Annotated in this window: 9 protein-coding genes, 1 tRNA gene and 1 riboswitch; of the genes, 5 read left to right on the forward strand and 5 right to left on the reverse strand. The window is 72.8% G+C overall.

All coding sequences use genetic code 11. The features are described 5' to 3' along the window. Positions 1 to 43: 43 nt before the first annotated feature. Positions 44 to 2,161, reverse strand: coding sequence for an asparagine synthase-related protein (locus OG912_RS15440; RefSeq protein WP_326737569.1), 2,118 nt, complete (start codon positions 2,159 to 2,161; stop codon positions 44 to 46). A 1,305-nt stretch (positions 2,162 to 3,466) separates the two neighbouring features. Between OG912_RS15440 and OG912_RS15445 the strand changes: the two genes are divergently transcribed. The 4 genes from OG912_RS15445 (at position 3,467) to OG912_RS15460 (ending at position 9,246) form a co-directional block, all read left to right on the forward strand. Continuing rightward, positions 3,467 to 5,191: a sporulation protein gene (locus tag OG912_RS15445; RefSeq protein WP_327709840.1), complete on the forward strand. Its 1,725-nt coding sequence runs from the start codon at positions 3,467 to 3,469 to the stop codon at positions 5,189 to 5,191. A 133-nt stretch (positions 5,192 to 5,324) separates the two neighbouring features. Further along, the gene (gene lhgO / locus OG912_RS15450; RefSeq protein ID WP_327709841.1) at positions 5,325 to 6,581 is read left to right on the forward strand and encodes an L-2-hydroxyglutarate oxidase; all 1,257 of its coding nucleotides are present in this window, start codon (positions 5,325 to 5,327) and stop codon (positions 6,579 to 6,581) included. Next, on the forward strand, positions 6,571 to 7,518 hold the full coding sequence (gene trmB, locus OG912_RS15455) for a tRNA (guanosine(46)-N7)-methyltransferase TrmB (protein ID WP_327713446.1): 948 nt from the start codon (positions 6,571 to 6,573) through the stop codon (positions 7,516 to 7,518). Before lhgO ends, trmB begins: the two co-directional genes overlap by 11 nt. A gap of 96 nt (positions 7,519 to 7,614) precedes the next feature. Then, complete coding sequence (locus OG912_RS15460) at positions 7,615 to 9,246, forward strand: PrsW family intramembrane metalloprotease (protein ID WP_327709842.1); 1,632 nt, start codon at positions 7,615 to 7,617, stop codon at positions 9,244 to 9,246. Positions 9,247 to 9,278: 32 nt separating this feature from the next. Here the strand turns inward: OG912_RS15460 and OG912_RS15465 are convergent, their stop codons facing one another. From OG912_RS15465 to OG912_RS15480, 4 genes are all read right to left on the reverse strand, one after another. Beyond that, the gene (locus OG912_RS15465) at positions 9,279 to 10,223 is read right to left on the reverse strand and encodes an aldo/keto reductase (RefSeq protein ID WP_326737565.1); all 945 of its coding nucleotides are present in this window, start codon (positions 10,221 to 10,223) and stop codon (positions 9,279 to 9,281) included. A 213-nt stretch (positions 10,224 to 10,436) separates the two neighbouring features. Next, positions 10,437 to 11,606, reverse strand: coding sequence for a M23 family metallopeptidase (locus tag OG912_RS15470; RefSeq protein ID WP_327709843.1), 1,170 nt, complete (start codon positions 11,604 to 11,606; stop codon positions 10,437 to 10,439). An 11-nt stretch (positions 11,607 to 11,617) separates the two neighbouring features. Continuing rightward, a riboswitch (cyclic di-AMP (ydaO/yuaA leader) is annotated at positions 11,618 to 11,771 on the reverse strand. A gap of 285 nt (positions 11,772 to 12,056) precedes the next feature. Next, on the reverse strand, positions 12,057 to 13,220 hold the full coding sequence (locus OG912_RS15475; protein ID WP_327709844.1) for a PP2C family protein-serine/threonine phosphatase: 1,164 nt from the start codon (positions 13,218 to 13,220) through the stop codon (positions 12,057 to 12,059). Positions 13,221 to 13,423: 203 nt separating this feature from the next. Then, positions 13,424 to 13,497: transfer RNA gene (locus OG912_RS15480), tRNA-Met, on the reverse strand. A gap of 501 nt (positions 13,498 to 13,998) precedes the next feature. On the opposite strand from OG912_RS15480, the gene OG912_RS15485 reads away from it, so the two are divergent. Next, positions 13,999 to 14,379: a hypothetical protein gene (locus tag OG912_RS15485; RefSeq protein ID WP_327709845.1), complete on the forward strand. Its 381-nt coding sequence runs from the start codon at positions 13,999 to 14,001 to the stop codon at positions 14,377 to 14,379. Positions 14,380 to 14,540 lie beyond the last annotated feature (161 nt).

Genomic DNA, 14,540 nt, shown 5'->3' on the forward strand with positions numbered 1-14,540 from the left:
CGACGTACCGGGGCCACCGCCCCAGCGACCGACAGGCCTCGGGTCACCCCTGCAGCGACCGCCGTGCCGGGGCCACCCCGCCGGCGACCGCGCGCTGCCGGGGCGCCGCCGTCCCCGTCCAGCAGGTGCCGCGTCGCGAGATGAGGCGGCGCAGCCACAGTTCCGTGGAGGCGAGGTCGGCCAGGCCGTCCAGGGGGAGGGGTTCCCCCTCGGAGGCGGCGCGCAGGGCTTTGCGTACGACGCGGGCCTCGACCAGACCCGCGTCGGCGAGCAACGGGGCGTCGAAGAGGGCGATCAGTTCGGGCAGCGATGCGCGCAGGCCGGTCCGGGTGACGGCGGTCGAGGTGGCCTGGGAGGGGGTGCCCCAGCCCGGCGGCAGCTCGTGGATGCCCGCACCCGCAAGGACCCGGCGCAGGATCGCCGCGCGGGCGCCCGGCTGGACCCGGAGGGATTCGGGGAGCGCGCGGGCGGCCCGTACGACCTGGTTGTCCAGGAAGGGGGCGTGCAGCCGCTGGCTGCGGACCTCGGCGGCCTGTTCCAGGATGCGGTGGCCGGCGGCGTGCCGGGCGAGGGCGGCTCGGGCGCGGGCTTCGCCGGGGCGCTGGACGGAAGTGGGGCGGATCGCCGCCTCCTGAAGGCGAACCGATACTTCAGCCAGCGCCTCCCCGGTGAGCCACCGGGCCGCGGGACCGGGGCGGGACCAGGTCAGCGCGGCGAGCGAGGCGTCGGCGGGGGTGTCGAGGCCGGGAGTGAGGCGGTTGGCGTCGGGCAGGCGGTCGGCGGCCGCTTCGAGACCGGTGCGGTAGGACGTACGGGCCAGCCGGCGGGCCGCCCGGTAGACGGTCAGCGGGACGAACAGGGAGTGCGCGGACGGGCCTTCGGCCTTGGCGAGTGCGGCGACCGGGCGCAGCAGATGGCGGCGTCTGCGGTCGATCAGCAGATCGGCGAGGCGGGCCGGATGGGCGTCGAGCACCTGCCGGGCGCCGTCGCCCACGAAGTGGTCGGCGCTGCCCGCGGAGAGACGGCGGCGGTTGCGTTCGACGAGGACGAGGGAGGGGGCGGGTTCATCGGTGAGCGGGCCGCTCTCCAGGTCCAGGTCGGCGTACGGCAGGGCCTCTTCGCCCGCGGCGACCACGACATGGTGGAGTCGCGGGTTGGCGGCGATGACGCGGGCGCGTTCGAGCTCGTCCTCGTGGGCGCGGGTCGTCAGGTCGTTGAAGGTGACGGCGAGCAGCCGCTCCCCCGCTCCCGTGCCGTGGCCCAGGATCGTGCCGGGCAGACCGGGGAGCCCGGCGGCGAGCAGGGCGAGGGTCGCCGAGGCGCTGCCCCCGGAGAGGTCGGAGCCGATTCCGGGGACGGGCGCGCCCCGGGCGGCACGGCGTTCGGCCGGGCCCATGCCGGGAACGGGGCCGGGGTCGGGGGGCTGGGTCTCCGGGGCGTGGCGCGGGGCCAGGAGCCGGGCCCGCACCGCTTCGACGAGGGCGTCGCGCACCCCGTCGACCGCGCTCACCGGGTCGAGTTCGGGCGCGGCCACGGCGAGGGAGGCCACCGCCTCGTATCCCGTGATCTCCCGCGAGCCCTCGCGCAGGATCAGCGCGTGCCCGGGAGGGATGCGCTTCACCCCCTCGTACGGAGTGCCGTCGCGCAGCGCCTCCGGGGTTTCGGGGCAGGCGAGCAGGGCGGCGAGGTGACCGATGTCCAGCTGGGCCTCGATGAGGTCGGCGAGGGGGAGCGCGGCGGTGGCGTAGGCCGTGCCGCCGGCCCAGGGCGTGTAGAAGACCGGGCGGGCTCCGGCGAGGTCTCCGGCCACGGTGATCCGTCGGCCTATCTGGACGACGGCCGTGTAACTGCCGGTCCATGCCGTGAGGTGGCGCAGAGCCCCGCCGCGGGCGGCGAGCAGGCCGACGCGCAGTTGTTCGTCCGTGGCACCGCAGCAGCCGAGGACGGCAAGCCGTGCGGTGGGGGTGCCCTCGGCGGTGTCCACCCGGACGGTGCGGATCTCGTCGGGCCGCCAGTCGCCCACCGCCCAGAGCGGATCCGGGTCTCCCCACAGGAGTTGGGAGCCCACGGGGTGCATGGTGCGTCCCTCGTCGCTGCCGCCGACCGCCCCGGCCGTGCCGAAGCTCGCGGCGATACTGCTCCAACCCACCAACCAACGCATCGCCGCCTCCACAGGCTGTGGACAAAACGGCACAGCAGGGCAGTATCGGGAGAACTCCGGTAACGCGCGGCGCCGTTGCGGACATGCTGCCACGACAACGGCGTGCAGGAGTGGCTACGGACGGCGCACGTCGCGAGCGCATGCGCCCCTGGCAAAGGCCGGAGAGCGGCCGTCGGACCTGGTGTTCCGCGAACGGCCCGCGCGCGTCGGCCCCGGCGGCAACGGAGTTACGGATTCCGCGCGTTGCGTTCCCCGCACGGGGCGAGGCGTAACGGCCCGGATCCGGCCACGGCCGACGCCCCGGCCGGGTGGTCGTCGGGATGTCCGCGAATCCGTCGGCCCAACCTCGACCGACCGGCGACATCAGGCCAATCTCAGGGGGTACGGGAACCGTTCGACCGGCGCACAGTGGAGTCTTTTATTACTGTATGCACTCTTTGTTCCGGGCCGTGGGCGGGCTGCGGCACACCCGGCCCGAACCCGTGGCGCTCCTCACCCGAGCCCCGGAAGTACTCCGTCGTCCCCTCTCGGGCGACCCGCGCCGCACCGGCTCGACACACGGTCCGGGAGGTGTGGTCCACCCCCCGGACCGGTCCGCCGCCTGCGGGGAATGAGGCGACGGTGTTCCCCCAGCCCGCCGTTTCCAGTGCGACGGGCCGACCCACGCAGCACCCATGCAAGCGCTCCCGCCGAGGCCGGGCCAGAGCGCACGGCCGGGCGCACGGCCACACACAAGGAGCACGCGCGGGCACCCCGGACGGGGCTCCGGCGATGACCGCCGGAACCGTACGAACAGGGCGCCGGCCCCAACCCCTCGCGCGCGGGTCCGGGCTGGTCCGCGGCCTGGACCGCATCCCCTCCCCCGTTCTCCGCACCGCGCCCGCGGCCTCCGTCCGCCCCCTCCCGGGCACCACCCCGGCGATCTCCGCACGGGGGCGCGGGCGGGCTCCACGAAGTCTCCTCCCGGCCCCCGCTCTTTCTCCGCCTTTCCTCCGCGCGACGTCCGCCTCCCCCTCGCCCGTCCCGCCCCTTCGGCCCCTCGGGCCGCCCGACTCCCCGTTGTTCGCCGCGCGGTGGCCGGTACGGACAACAATCCCGCCATACGGACGTCCGGCCCTTAACGGTAGGGATGCGGCGAACTACGCTGGGTTTACTGATGTTCTCAGCAGGGCGGCATATTCCTCGGGGCTCGGCCAAATGCGTGTGCGGCCGGAGTGCCGGGGTTCGTCCCTGGGGAGAACCCGGTACGAATGCCGCGCGCCGCATCGGTGACGCGGCTGCCGTCTGTGTGTCGAGGGGTGGCGCATGTCCAGGGAGCAACGCGGGCCGAACGAGAAACTCGGAACCGTTCTCGCCCTCGCGGGAATCAGCAACGCCGGGCTCGCCCGGCGGGTCAACGACCTCGGGGCGCAGCGCGGACTGACACTTCGGTACGACAAGACCTCGGTGGCCCGGTGGGTCTCCAAGGGCATGGTGCCCCAGGGCGCCGCGCCCCATCTCATCGCCGCGGCGATCGGCGCCAAGCTCGGCCGGCCGGTCCCGCTGCACGAGATCGGGCTGGCCGACGCCGACCCGGCGCCGGAGGTCGGGCTGGCGTTCCCGCGCGATGTGGGTGAGGCGGTCCGTTCGGCGACCGAGCTGTACCGGCTGGATCTGGCCGGGCGGCGGGCGGGCAGCGGCGGGATCTGGCAGTCGCTGGCGGGTTCGTTCTCGGTGAGTGCGTACGCGACCCCGGCGTCCCGCTGGCTGATATCCCCCGCCGACCCGTCGGTGGAACGCGCCTCGACGGCGGCAGTGGCGGCGATCCTGGGGACACCCAGCACGCACAGCGCGCAGAGCACGCAGGGCGCACGAGGCGCATCGGGGGCGCATGGGGCATCGAGTGCGCCAGGCGTTTCGCCTCCGCCCGGCACCCATGGGCAGCCGGGCGGGTCCGGCTCCGCAGCGGCGCAGGACGCGCCGGGGCAGCCGACGGCAACGGCCCCCCCACGCCACGCATCCGCCGCGTCCGGCACCTCGCCGGTGCCCGGCCACGGCACGCCGCTGTCTCCCGGGCACGGCCTGTCGATCCCCGTCCAGCCGGGCCCGGACTCCGCGCACGACGTCTCGCCGCTGCGGGTCGGCCACAGCGACGTGTCCAAGCTGCGCGAGGCCGCCCAGGATGCCCGCCGCTGGGACTCCAAGTACGGCGGCGGGGACTGGCGTTCGTCCATGGTCCCGGAGTGCTTACGCGTCGACGCGGCACCGCTGCTGCTGGGTTCGTACAGTGACGAGGTCGGCCGGGCGCTCTTCGGCGCGGCGGCCGAACTGACCAGGCTCGCCGGGTGGATGGCCTTCGACACCGGTCAGCAGGAGGCGGCCCAGCGCTACTACATCCAGGCGCTGCGCCTGGCGCGGGCCGCGGCCGATGTGCCGCTCGGCGGCTACGTCCTCGCGTCCATGTCGCTTCAGGCGACCTATCGCGGCTTCGCCGACGAGGGCGTCGACCTCGCGCAGGCCGCGGTCGAGCGCAACCGAGGCCTCGCGACGGCACGCACCATGAGCTTCTTCCGCCTGGTGGAGGCCCGTGCCCACGCGAAGGCGAACGACGCACCGGCCGCCGGAGCCGCGCTGAAGGCCGCCGAGGGGTGGCTGGAGCGTTCCAGGGACGGCGACGCGGACCCGTCGTGGCTGGGCTTCTACTCGTACGACCGGTTCGCGGCCGACGCCGCGGAGTGCCACCTCGACCTGAAGGCGCCGCGGCAGGTGCGGCGGTTCACCGAACAGGCGCTGTCCAGACCCACCGAGGAGTTCGTCCGCTCGCACGGTCTGCGGCTCGTCGTCTCGGCCGTCGCCGAGCTGGAGTCGGGCAACCTTGACGCGGCCTGCGCGGCGGGCACCCGGGCCGTGGAGGTGGCGGGCCGTATCTCGTCGGCCCGGACCACCGAATACGTGCGCGACCTGCTGCACCGGCTGGAGCCCTACGGGGACGAGCCGCGCGTCGTCGAGCTGCGGGAGCGCGCCCGCCCGCTGCTGGTGGCGCCCGCGTAGCCGCCCCTGCGCCGGCCCGGCAGCCGGGCCGGCGCCCCGGGCCTGCCCGGAACCGAATGCGCCACGCTGTGCCCGCACGGGTTTGAGTGCGTTGTCAGTGGGTCAGTGCACTATCGGGGTGGGAGGTGGCGTGATGATGACGCACGCGGCGTACGACTGCGATGTGCTGGTGATCGGCGGCGGGATCGTCGGCCTGTCGGCCGCGTATGCGATCACGCGGACCGCACCGGGCACGAGGGTGACCGTGCTGGAGAAGGAGTGGGGCCCCGCGCGCCATCAGACCGGGCGCAACAGCGGGGTGATCCACAGCGGCATCTACTACGCCCCTGGCTCGCTGAAGGCGCGGTACGCGGTGCGCGGCGCCGCGGAGATGACCGACTTCTGCCGGGAGCACGGCATCGCGCATGCCGTGACCGGCAAGCTGATCGTCGCGACCGGCCGCTCCGAGCTGCCCCGGCTGCACGCCCTGGTGCAGCGCGGCCGGGAGCACGGACTGCCCGTGCGCGAGCTGGGGCCCGCGCAGATCGCCGAGTACGAACCGCGGGTGCGGGGCCTCGCCGCGATCCGGGTGGGCACGACGGGGGTGTGCGACTTCGGCGCGGTCGCCGAGCGGTTCGCCACCGAGGTGCGGGCCGGCGGCGGCCTGATCAGGTTCGGCGCGGAGGTCGTCGCGATCGACCGGCGGCCGTGGGGCGTCGCGGTGCGCACGGCGGACGGCCTGGTGGTGCGGGCCCGGGTACTGGTCAACTGCGCGGGGCTGCACTGCGACCGGGTGGCGCGGCTGGCGGGCGACGACCCGGGGATGCGCATCGTGCCCTTCCGGGGGGAGTATTACGAGCTGGCCCGGCCCGAGCTGGTGCGCGGCCTGGTCTATCCGGTGCCCGATCCGGCGTTTCCCTTCCTCGGCGTCCATCTGACCCGCGGCCACGACGGCAGCGTCCACGTCGGGCCGAACGCGGTGCCGGCGCTGGCCCGCGAGGGATACGGCTGGCCGGTGGTACGCCCCCGCGAACTGCTGTCCACCCTGAGCTGGCCGGGCTCCTGGCAGATCGCCCGCAGGCACTGGCGGTACGGGGCGGGCGAGGTGCACCGCTCGCTGTCGAAGCACGCGTTCACGGCTGCCGTGCGACGGCTCCTGCCCGAGGTGACGGAGGACGACCTGCGCCCCGCTCCTGCCGGGGTCAGGGCCCAGGCGGTGCTGCGGGACGGCACGCTGGTGGACGACTTCCTGATCCGCGAGGCGCCGCACACCGTGCACGTACTGAACGCCCCGTCGCCCGCCGCCACGGCCGCGCTGCCCATCGGGCGGGAGGTGGCACGCAGGGCGCTGCTCCGGGCACAGGGGACGGGGTGGAAGCCGCCCGCCGTAGAATCAGGGCATTGTGTCTGAGCCCTTGAACCCCTCCCCCGCGACGCCCGGCGACGCCGCTGCCGAGACGGACAGCACGCTCCCCACCGGGGCGCTCCCCACCGATCCGCCCGCCACAGGGCCGGACGGCACGGCCGGCATGCCCCCCACCGGGGCGGACGGCGCCGTGCCCGCGACCGCCGGAATCCCGGACGATCTGCGCGCCGCGGCCCTGGACCGCCAGCGCAGGCTGCGCCAGGAGCCCCGCTTCCCGGGCGGCCCCGCGGCCGATCCGGCCGGTTCGCACCACGAGCGCCGGATCCGGAGCTTCCAGCCGCGCCGCAGCCGGGTCTCACCCGGCCAGCAGGACGCCCTGGAGCGGCTCTGGCCGAAGTGGGGCCTGGACATCGACGGGCTGCGCGTCCTCGATCTGCCCGAGCTGTTCGACGGACTGCCCGTGGTCCTGGAGATCGGCTTCGGCATGGGCGAGGCCACCGCGCAGATGGCCGCCGACGACCCGGGCACCGGCATCCTCGCGGTCGACGTGCACACCCCGGGCCAGGGCAACCTGCTCCGTCTCGCGGACCGGAACGGCATGTCCAACATCCGGGTCGCCAACGGCGACGCGATCATCCTGCTCCGGGAGATGCTGACGCCGGACGCACTGGACGGGCTGCGGGTGTATTTCCCCGACCCGTGGCCCAAGGCCCGTCACCACAAGCGCCGGCTGATCCAGCCGGAGTTCCTCGATCTGGTGGCACAGCGGCTGAAGCCCGGAGCGGTCCTGCACTGCGCGACCGACTGGGAGCCGTACGCGGAGCAGATGCTGGAGGTGCTCACCGCGCACCCCCGCTTCGAGAACACGGCGGCGGACGGCGGCTACGCACCCCGGCCCGCGTTCCGGCCGCTGACCCGGTTCGAGGGACAGGGCCTGGACAAGGGCCACGTGGTGCACGACCTGCTGTTCGCCCGCTGCTGACCGGCCGGCCCGTCACCTGGTGAGCGCACCCCTGCCGGCCGGGGGCGTCGTCCACACCCCATGGCCGTTGTCAGTCCCGCTCGTTAGGGTCGTGGGGTGTCCGACGGGTCTGATCAGCGACAGTCACAGCCGGCCGTCCCGGTGCTCGGGGAGCACCTGGACGGCGAGATCCTGGCTGCCGCGCCGGACCGGGGCCAGTGGCGCTACCGCCCGCGCCGCGTCGGCATGCTGTGGCGGAGCCGGACGCTCCGCGTCGTCGTCGTCTTCACCGTGCTGGCGCTCTGCGGTCTGGTGATCCTCGCCCTGGTCCGTGACCAGACGGGGACGCAGGGGTTCCTCGTCGGTCTCGGCCTGGCCGTGTTGCCCGTCCCGGTGCTGATGACGGCGTTCCGCTGGCTGGACCGGGTCGAACCGGGCCCGTGGCGCAACATGCTGTTCGCCTTCGCCTGGGGCGCCTGCGCGGCGGCCCTGGTCGCGATCATCGCGAATTCCTTCGCGACGCAGTGGATCGCCACCGCCACGGCCGACCCGGGCAGCGCGGACACGCTGGGAGCCACGGTCATAGCGCCCGTCGTGGAGGAGAGCGCCAAGGCGGCGGCCGTCCTGCTGCTCTTCCTCTTCCGGCGACGGGAGTTCGGCGGAATCGTCGACGGCATGGTCGTCGCCGGATTCACCGCGACGGGTTTCGCCTTCACCGAGAACATCCTCTACCTGGGCAACGCCTTCGGTGAGGACCGGATGATGGGCTCGGGCTTCGCCTCGGTGACCGCGGCGACCTTCTTCGTGCGTGTGGTGATGACGCCGTTCGCCCATCCGCTCTTCACCGTGCTGACCGGCATCGGTTTCGGGATCGCCGCGAGCAGCGCGCGCCCTCAGCGGGCCCGGCGCATCGTGTTCCCGCTGCTGGGCCTGGTCCTCGCGATGGGCATGCACGCCCTGTGGAACGGATCGTCCGCGTTCGGCCCGTACGGCTTCTACGCCGTGTACGGGGCCTTCATGGTCCCGGCCTTCGGACTGGTGACCTGGCTGGCGATCTGGGCCCGCCTGCGCGAGCTGCGCACCCTCGGCACCGAGCTGCCGGTGTACGCCGCGGCCGGCTGGCTGTCCTCCGCCGAACCTCTCGCCCTCTCCTCGATGCGGGCCCGCGGCATGGCCAGGAACATCGCACGCAGGCGCGCGGCAGCGGCGGCCGGCGGCCCGTACGGCAGGCCCCACGGCCAGGCGCACCACCCGGCATACGCTCCCGCACACGCCGCCCCTCACCCCGCGCACGCCCACCTACCGGCCGCAGCGCGGAAGGAGAGCAAGGCCCGCGGCAGGGCGGCGGCCCGCACGGTCGCCGAGTACGAGTCGTTCGCGACCTCGCTCGCCTTTCTGCGCCGACAGGCCCGCCGCGGCACGGCGGGCCCCGACTTCGCCGAACGCGAGCGGGAGTTGCTGCACCACCTGTGGCAGCGCAGGGAGACCGCAGGCCCCGCCCTCGGGTACGCGGCGCAGGCCACGGGCCGACTGCGCCCCCGGTTCGTGCCCGCGGTGCACCGGCCGTACCCAGGACAGGTCCAGCGGCAGGGCCCCGGGCAGGGCTACGGGGCGCATCCACCCCACGGCGGCCACGCCCCGCACCCGTACCCCGCATACCCGTACACCGGACAGCCCTACAGCGCACCGGCGTACCCGCCGCGCGCCAACCCTCCGTACGACCGGCCGCGCTACGGAAAGCAGGATTAGGGCCCCGTCCAACGGATCAGGGCATGTCCGCCCTAGGCGGAAGCTTCGGTGAGGTCCGCCAGCTCCTGGTCCGTCAGCCGCAGTCCGGCGACGGCCACCAGCGCGGGAAGCTGCTCGACCGTACGGGCCGAGGCGATCGGTGCGGCGACGGTCGGCCGGGCGGCCAGCCACGCCAGCGCCACGGTCGCGATCTCCGCGTCCCGCTCCTGCGCCACCTTGTCGAGCGCGGCGAGCACCTTCTGTCCGCGCTCCGACTCCAGGTGCGTGGACGCCTTGTCGGCACGGGCGCTCTCCACGGCCGTACCCGGACGGTACTTGCCGGTGAGGAACCCGGAGGCCAGGGCGAAGTACGGGACGGCCGCAAGACCGGCGTCGGCTGCGGTGTCCTGGAGCTCACCCTCGTACGTGTCCCGGGAGACGAGGTTGTAGTGGGGCTGCAGGGCCACGTACCGGGCGAGCCCCTCGCGCTCGGAGAAGTCCAGCGAGGCGCGGAGCCGCTGGGGGCTGATGTTGGAGGCGGCGATCTCGCGGACCTTGCCGTCCTTCACCAGCTGGTCGAGGGCGGTGATGATCTCCTCGACCGGGACCGTCTCGTCGTCGAAGTGCGTGTAGTAGAGGTCGATGTGGTCGGTGCCGAGCCGGCGCAGCGACTCCTCGGCGGCGGCCTTGATGGTGGTGGCGGAGAGCCCCTTGTACGCGGGGTGGGCGCCGACCTTGGTGGCCACGACGATGTCGGAACGGTTGCCGCGAGCGGCGAGCCACTTGCCGATGAGGGTCTCCGACTCGCCGCCCTCGTTGCCCGGGACCCAGGCCGAGTAGGCGTCGGCGGTGTCGATGAAATTGCCGCCGGCCGCCGCGTACGCGTCGAGAACGGCGAAGGACTGCGCCTCGTCGGCGGTCCAGCCGAAGACATTGCCCCCGAGGGCGAGCGGGAAGACCTGGAGGCTGGAGGAACCGAGCTTACGGAGAGAAGTCATGGGAGGAACAACCGTTTTCACGGGCTCCGCTATTCCGTGGCCTGTGCATCCGAACCGGTGCGGCCAGGACCTTTCGTCCGGGCCCCGCGAGCCCGGCATGATCCAAACGAGAGGCTCTGGCGGACGGAGACAGACCGGCAGCCCTGACGTCGGGGGGTGAGCGTCAGGGCTGCCGGGGTTTCGTGGCCGGAGAACCGGCGTGGGGAAACGGTCTCAGACCGTCAGACCCCGGGCCTGCAGCCAGGGCATCGGGTCGATGCCGGTGCCGTCCGGGGTGTGGACCTCCAGGTGGAGGTGCGGGCCGGTCACGTTGCCGGTCGCGCCGACGCGTCCGATGGTGTCGCCGGTCGTGACCTTCTGACCGATGCTGACATCCATCGAGGACTGGTGGCAGAACCACAGCTCCGTGCCGTCCTCCAGCTCCAGGACCGTGCGGTAGCCGTAGGCGCCGGAGTAGCCCGCCGACTTGACCGTGCCGGTGTGGATCGCCTTGATCGGCGTGCCGGTGGGAGCCGCGAAGTCGAGTCCCGTGTGGTAGCCGGAGGACCACATCGATCCGGCCTCGCCGAAGGTCGAGGTGATCGTGTACGAGGAGGTGGGGATGGCGTAGCTGGCGGCGAGCTTGGCGAGCCGCAGGGCCTCCGCCTTCTTCTTCGCCTCTTCCGCCGCCTTCTTCTTCTCCGCGGCGATCTTGGCCTCGGCGGCGTCCTGCTTCTTCTTCGCCTCCGCGGCGGCCTTCTCGGCTGCTGCCTTCTCGGCGGCGGCCTTGACCTCGGCGTCGGCGGCGTCCTGCTGCTGCTCCGCCTGCTGGAGGATGCGGGCGCGAAGGGCCTCACCGGCGTCGGTGGTGCCCTGCTCGGCCTCGGCGGTGGTGATGCCGGCGGTGGTCAGCGGGGCGGCGGCGATCGCAGCGTCGGCCTTGTCCGCCGCGGACTCGGTCTCGCCCGAGAACAGTGCGCCGACGCCCGGGAGGGACTTGGCGTCGGGGAGATTGTCCGAGATGGAATCGGGCAGAGAGATGGAGACCGGCGGCTTGCTCTGGGCGGTGGCCATGCCACCCGCACCGACGGCCGCGATGACGCCGACGCCGAGGACGGTGGAGCTGCGGGCCAGACCATTGCGCTGCTTGGCGACGCGGTGCTTGCCGCGCACGGGACGGACGGAGTCCTCGGTGGGATTCCATTCCTCCCAGGTCCTGTCGGCCCCGGAGTCGTCGGCGCGGAAGTCGTTTCCGAAGTCGCTGCCCCGATCGGTCCCGTAATCGGTCGCGTAGGCGGCCCCGTACTCCGTACCGACAACGGTTCCGGGCCGGGTGGCGAAGTCATCGCCGTACTCGGACACGAACCGGGAGGGAGCTTCGGGGGCAGGCTTGTTGGACGCCACGGGGGCGCACTCCTTTCCTTCCTTCTCGCCTACCGGGTTAGCTGACGGGTTCGGAGCAGGAAGGTCTCCTACGGGTTCCTCCGTCTCGTCACGAGACAGAGATGCCCGATTCACCCCATGTAGGTGGTTCCCCGGTTCCCTTGCGGAATTCGGCGCTCGCGCACGGTGCCGCCACTGACGGCGGCTGGGACAACCGCGCTGCGTTATCGAACGTTAATAGACACCAGGGTCCGATTCCAAGCCGTTCCCACTGATCGTTCAGGCCTTTGGCCTGGACTTTACGGGACACAAGTGGGTGGAAACGGACGAGTTGATCACCTCCCGGTCACCATCCGTTTTCTGACGTTGCATCAAATGTTATGCGGAGGGGTGTCCTTCAGTTACGGACGGTGGTATCGCGGTCAACCGCTCCCACCACGCCCGCCACCCAGGCCGGCCCCGGACCCGTGCTCACCCTCCGCCGTCCCCCAGGCCGACGATCTTCACGGTCCTGCGCCGGTCGGGCTGACCCTCGGCCGGCCGCCCGACCGCGAGCAGCGCCATGTCGTCCGTCGACTCACCGCCCGTATGCAGCCGCACGTCATCGGTCAGCGCGGACAGCAGCTCCTCGGGCCCCGGGAAGATCCGCCCCCGCAGCCGCTCGGCGGGGTCGTAGAAGACGCCTTCTGTGTCACGGGCCTCGGAGAGGCCGTCCGTATAGAGGAGGAGCGTCGCCCCGGTGGGCAGGTGCCACTCGTCCGCCCGGTCCGGCCACACCCCCAGGTCCATCCCCAGCGGCAGCGCGGGCACCGAAGGCCCGAGGATCTCCAGCGCCCCGTCCCTGTGCAGCAGCAGCGGGTCCGGGTGGCCCCGGTTGACGATCCGCACCGAGGACGCGCCCGGCGGGATCTCCGCGAGCACGGCGGTGACGAACCCTTCGACCGCGTCGAGGCCGCCGCGCGTGCTCGACTCGCGCGCCAGCGCGCGCTCCAGCCGTTGCGCCACGCCCTCCAGCGACTCCTCCTGCTCGGCCGCCTCCCGGAACGCCCCGATGATCACCGCCACCGCCTCCACGGCGTCCAGCCCCTTGCCGCGCACGTCCCCGACCACCAGCCGCACCCCCTGCGGGGTGTCCGTGACCGAGAACAGGTCGCCGCCGACGAACTCGTCCGCCTGCGCCGCCTCGTACCGCGCGGCAACATGCAGCCCGCCGATCCGGTCGGACGGCGTCGGCAGCACCGCCCGCATGGCGGTCTCCGCGATGACCCGGGCCGAGGCCAGCTGCTCGTTGCTGCGCCGTACGACGTCGTTGATCACGACGGCGAGGACGGAGACGGTGAGGACGGTGAGCAGTTCGATGGACGGCACGACCCGGAACAGGGTGCCGCTGTAGAGCCGCAGCCCGATCACGGCCACCATCGCGGCGACTCCGGTACGGATGGTGCTGGCCCGCGAGAAGAACGGCGCGGCAACCAGCGGGGCCGCCGCGAACAGTGGGATGGCGGTGAATTCGGGCGGGGTGAAGCCGTCGAACAGCACGCCCCCGACGATCATCAGGGCAGGAAGCGCCCGGACGAACCGGCGGGTCCGCACGCCACCGGCACGCCTCTTCCGCCGCTTCTCCCGCTTCCCCACCTGCTGTTCTCCTACCCGGTGCATCCACGGCCGCGGACGGTACCGCGCACCACCCCCAGGTTTCCCGGAGCAGGGTCGCGGGGCGACTCCTCGTCGGCCAATGGGGGTACGTACGCGGTATACGGCCGGCGACCCGGCGGGCCGACGACGTACAAACGAATCAGGCCCGGCACGCTGTATGCATGCCGGGCCTGATTCTTCAGTAGCGGGGACAGGATTTGAACCTGCGACCTCTGGGTTATGAGCCCAGCGAGCTACCGAGCTGCTCCACCCCGCGTCGGTAAACACAACTCTACGGCATGTTCGAGGCACTCATGACCACCCGGCGCCCACACCTCCGCGGGCGGCACCCCGACCGGCCGGCCTCGCACACAGCGGCGGGCCGGCGCCCGCACGGTCGGCGGGCAGGTACCCGTACGACCGGCGGGCAGGCACCCGCACCCCGACCCATGACGGCGCTCCGCCGCGAACCACGACCGCCCCTCCCCAACCGCAGGACGAGAAAAGCGGATCGGCGTCGACGAAACCGAACAAACCACCCCAGCAACCCCTTTGGCGGTCAGGAACATCTCCACCCCCGTGGACGATCTTCGCGATGCCGTCAAAGTGTCGAAAACGAGAAGGTGTTGCAAGGAACACGTGTTCTGCCGCAAGGTAACTGCTGCATCCCCCGGCATGGTGGGCTGCCCGTGCGAGCAGGCCCGGGAGTGCGCATGTCGCCGCGCCCGTCAAGCCGCTCCCGGTCTCTCATCGCAGCCTGTCTGGAGGGCCCTCGACGATGACCGCACCGCTCACCCCCGCTCCCGCCCCTGCCCCGGCCGCCACGGCCGCCCCGCCCTCGCCCGTGCGCGGCGCCGTCATCAGCGGTCTCATCGGCGGCCTGATGGGTGCGGTGATGAGCGCGGCGGTGAACTACGCCGCCGTCGGCCTGCCGGACAGCGAGTCGGCCAATGCGATCAACCACGCGATATCGGGCCTGATCAGTGGGTTCATCGCCGGCTTCATCGGAATCCTGGTGCACAGCCGGAAGGCTTCCGCGGCCGCACGCGCGGCGGAGCCCGGGGCGGCAGCCACGATTCCGCAGCAGGCCGAGCCCGCGGAGCGCTCCACCGAACCGGCCACGGCCGAGGCCCCTGCTTCCGCCGTATCGAAGAAGTAGTCACCGCACCCCACGCCACCGCATTCCACCCCGCACCGCATCGCGCCCACCCGTTCCCTTTCGCTCTCCCGGCGGAACGCAGGAAACCCCAACGGGCGAGTGCGTAAATGCGGTGATATGACTGATTTCAGATTCAGCCATTCAACGCGGCGCCTGGAGTG

This window comes from Streptomyces sp. NBC_00464, assembly GCF_036013915.1.
In the GTDB taxonomy this organism is placed as follows: Bacteria; Actinomycetota; Actinomycetes; order Streptomycetales; family Streptomycetaceae; genus Streptomyces.

Excerpts from the sequence above, each read along its gene's own strand:
- OG912_RS15440 (WP_326737569.1), bottom strand. The coding sequence starts at position 2,161 with ATGCGTTGGTTGGTGGGTTGGAGCAGTATCGCCGCGAGCTTCGGCACG.
- OG912_RS15445 (WP_327709840.1), top strand. The coding sequence starts at position 3,467 with ATGTCCAGGGAGCAACGCGGGCCGAACGAGAAACTCGGAACCGTTCTC.
- lhgO (WP_327709841.1), top strand. The coding sequence starts at position 5,325 with ATGATGACGCACGCGGCGTACGACTGCGATGTGCTGGTGATCGGCGGC.
- OG912_RS15465 (WP_326737565.1), bottom strand. The coding sequence starts at position 10,223 with ATGACTTCTCTCCGTAAGCTCGGTTCCTCCAGCCTCCAGGTCTTCCCG.
- OG912_RS15485 (WP_327709845.1), top strand. The coding sequence starts at position 13,999 with ATGACCGCACCGCTCACCCCCGCTCCCGCCCCTGCCCCGGCCGCCACG.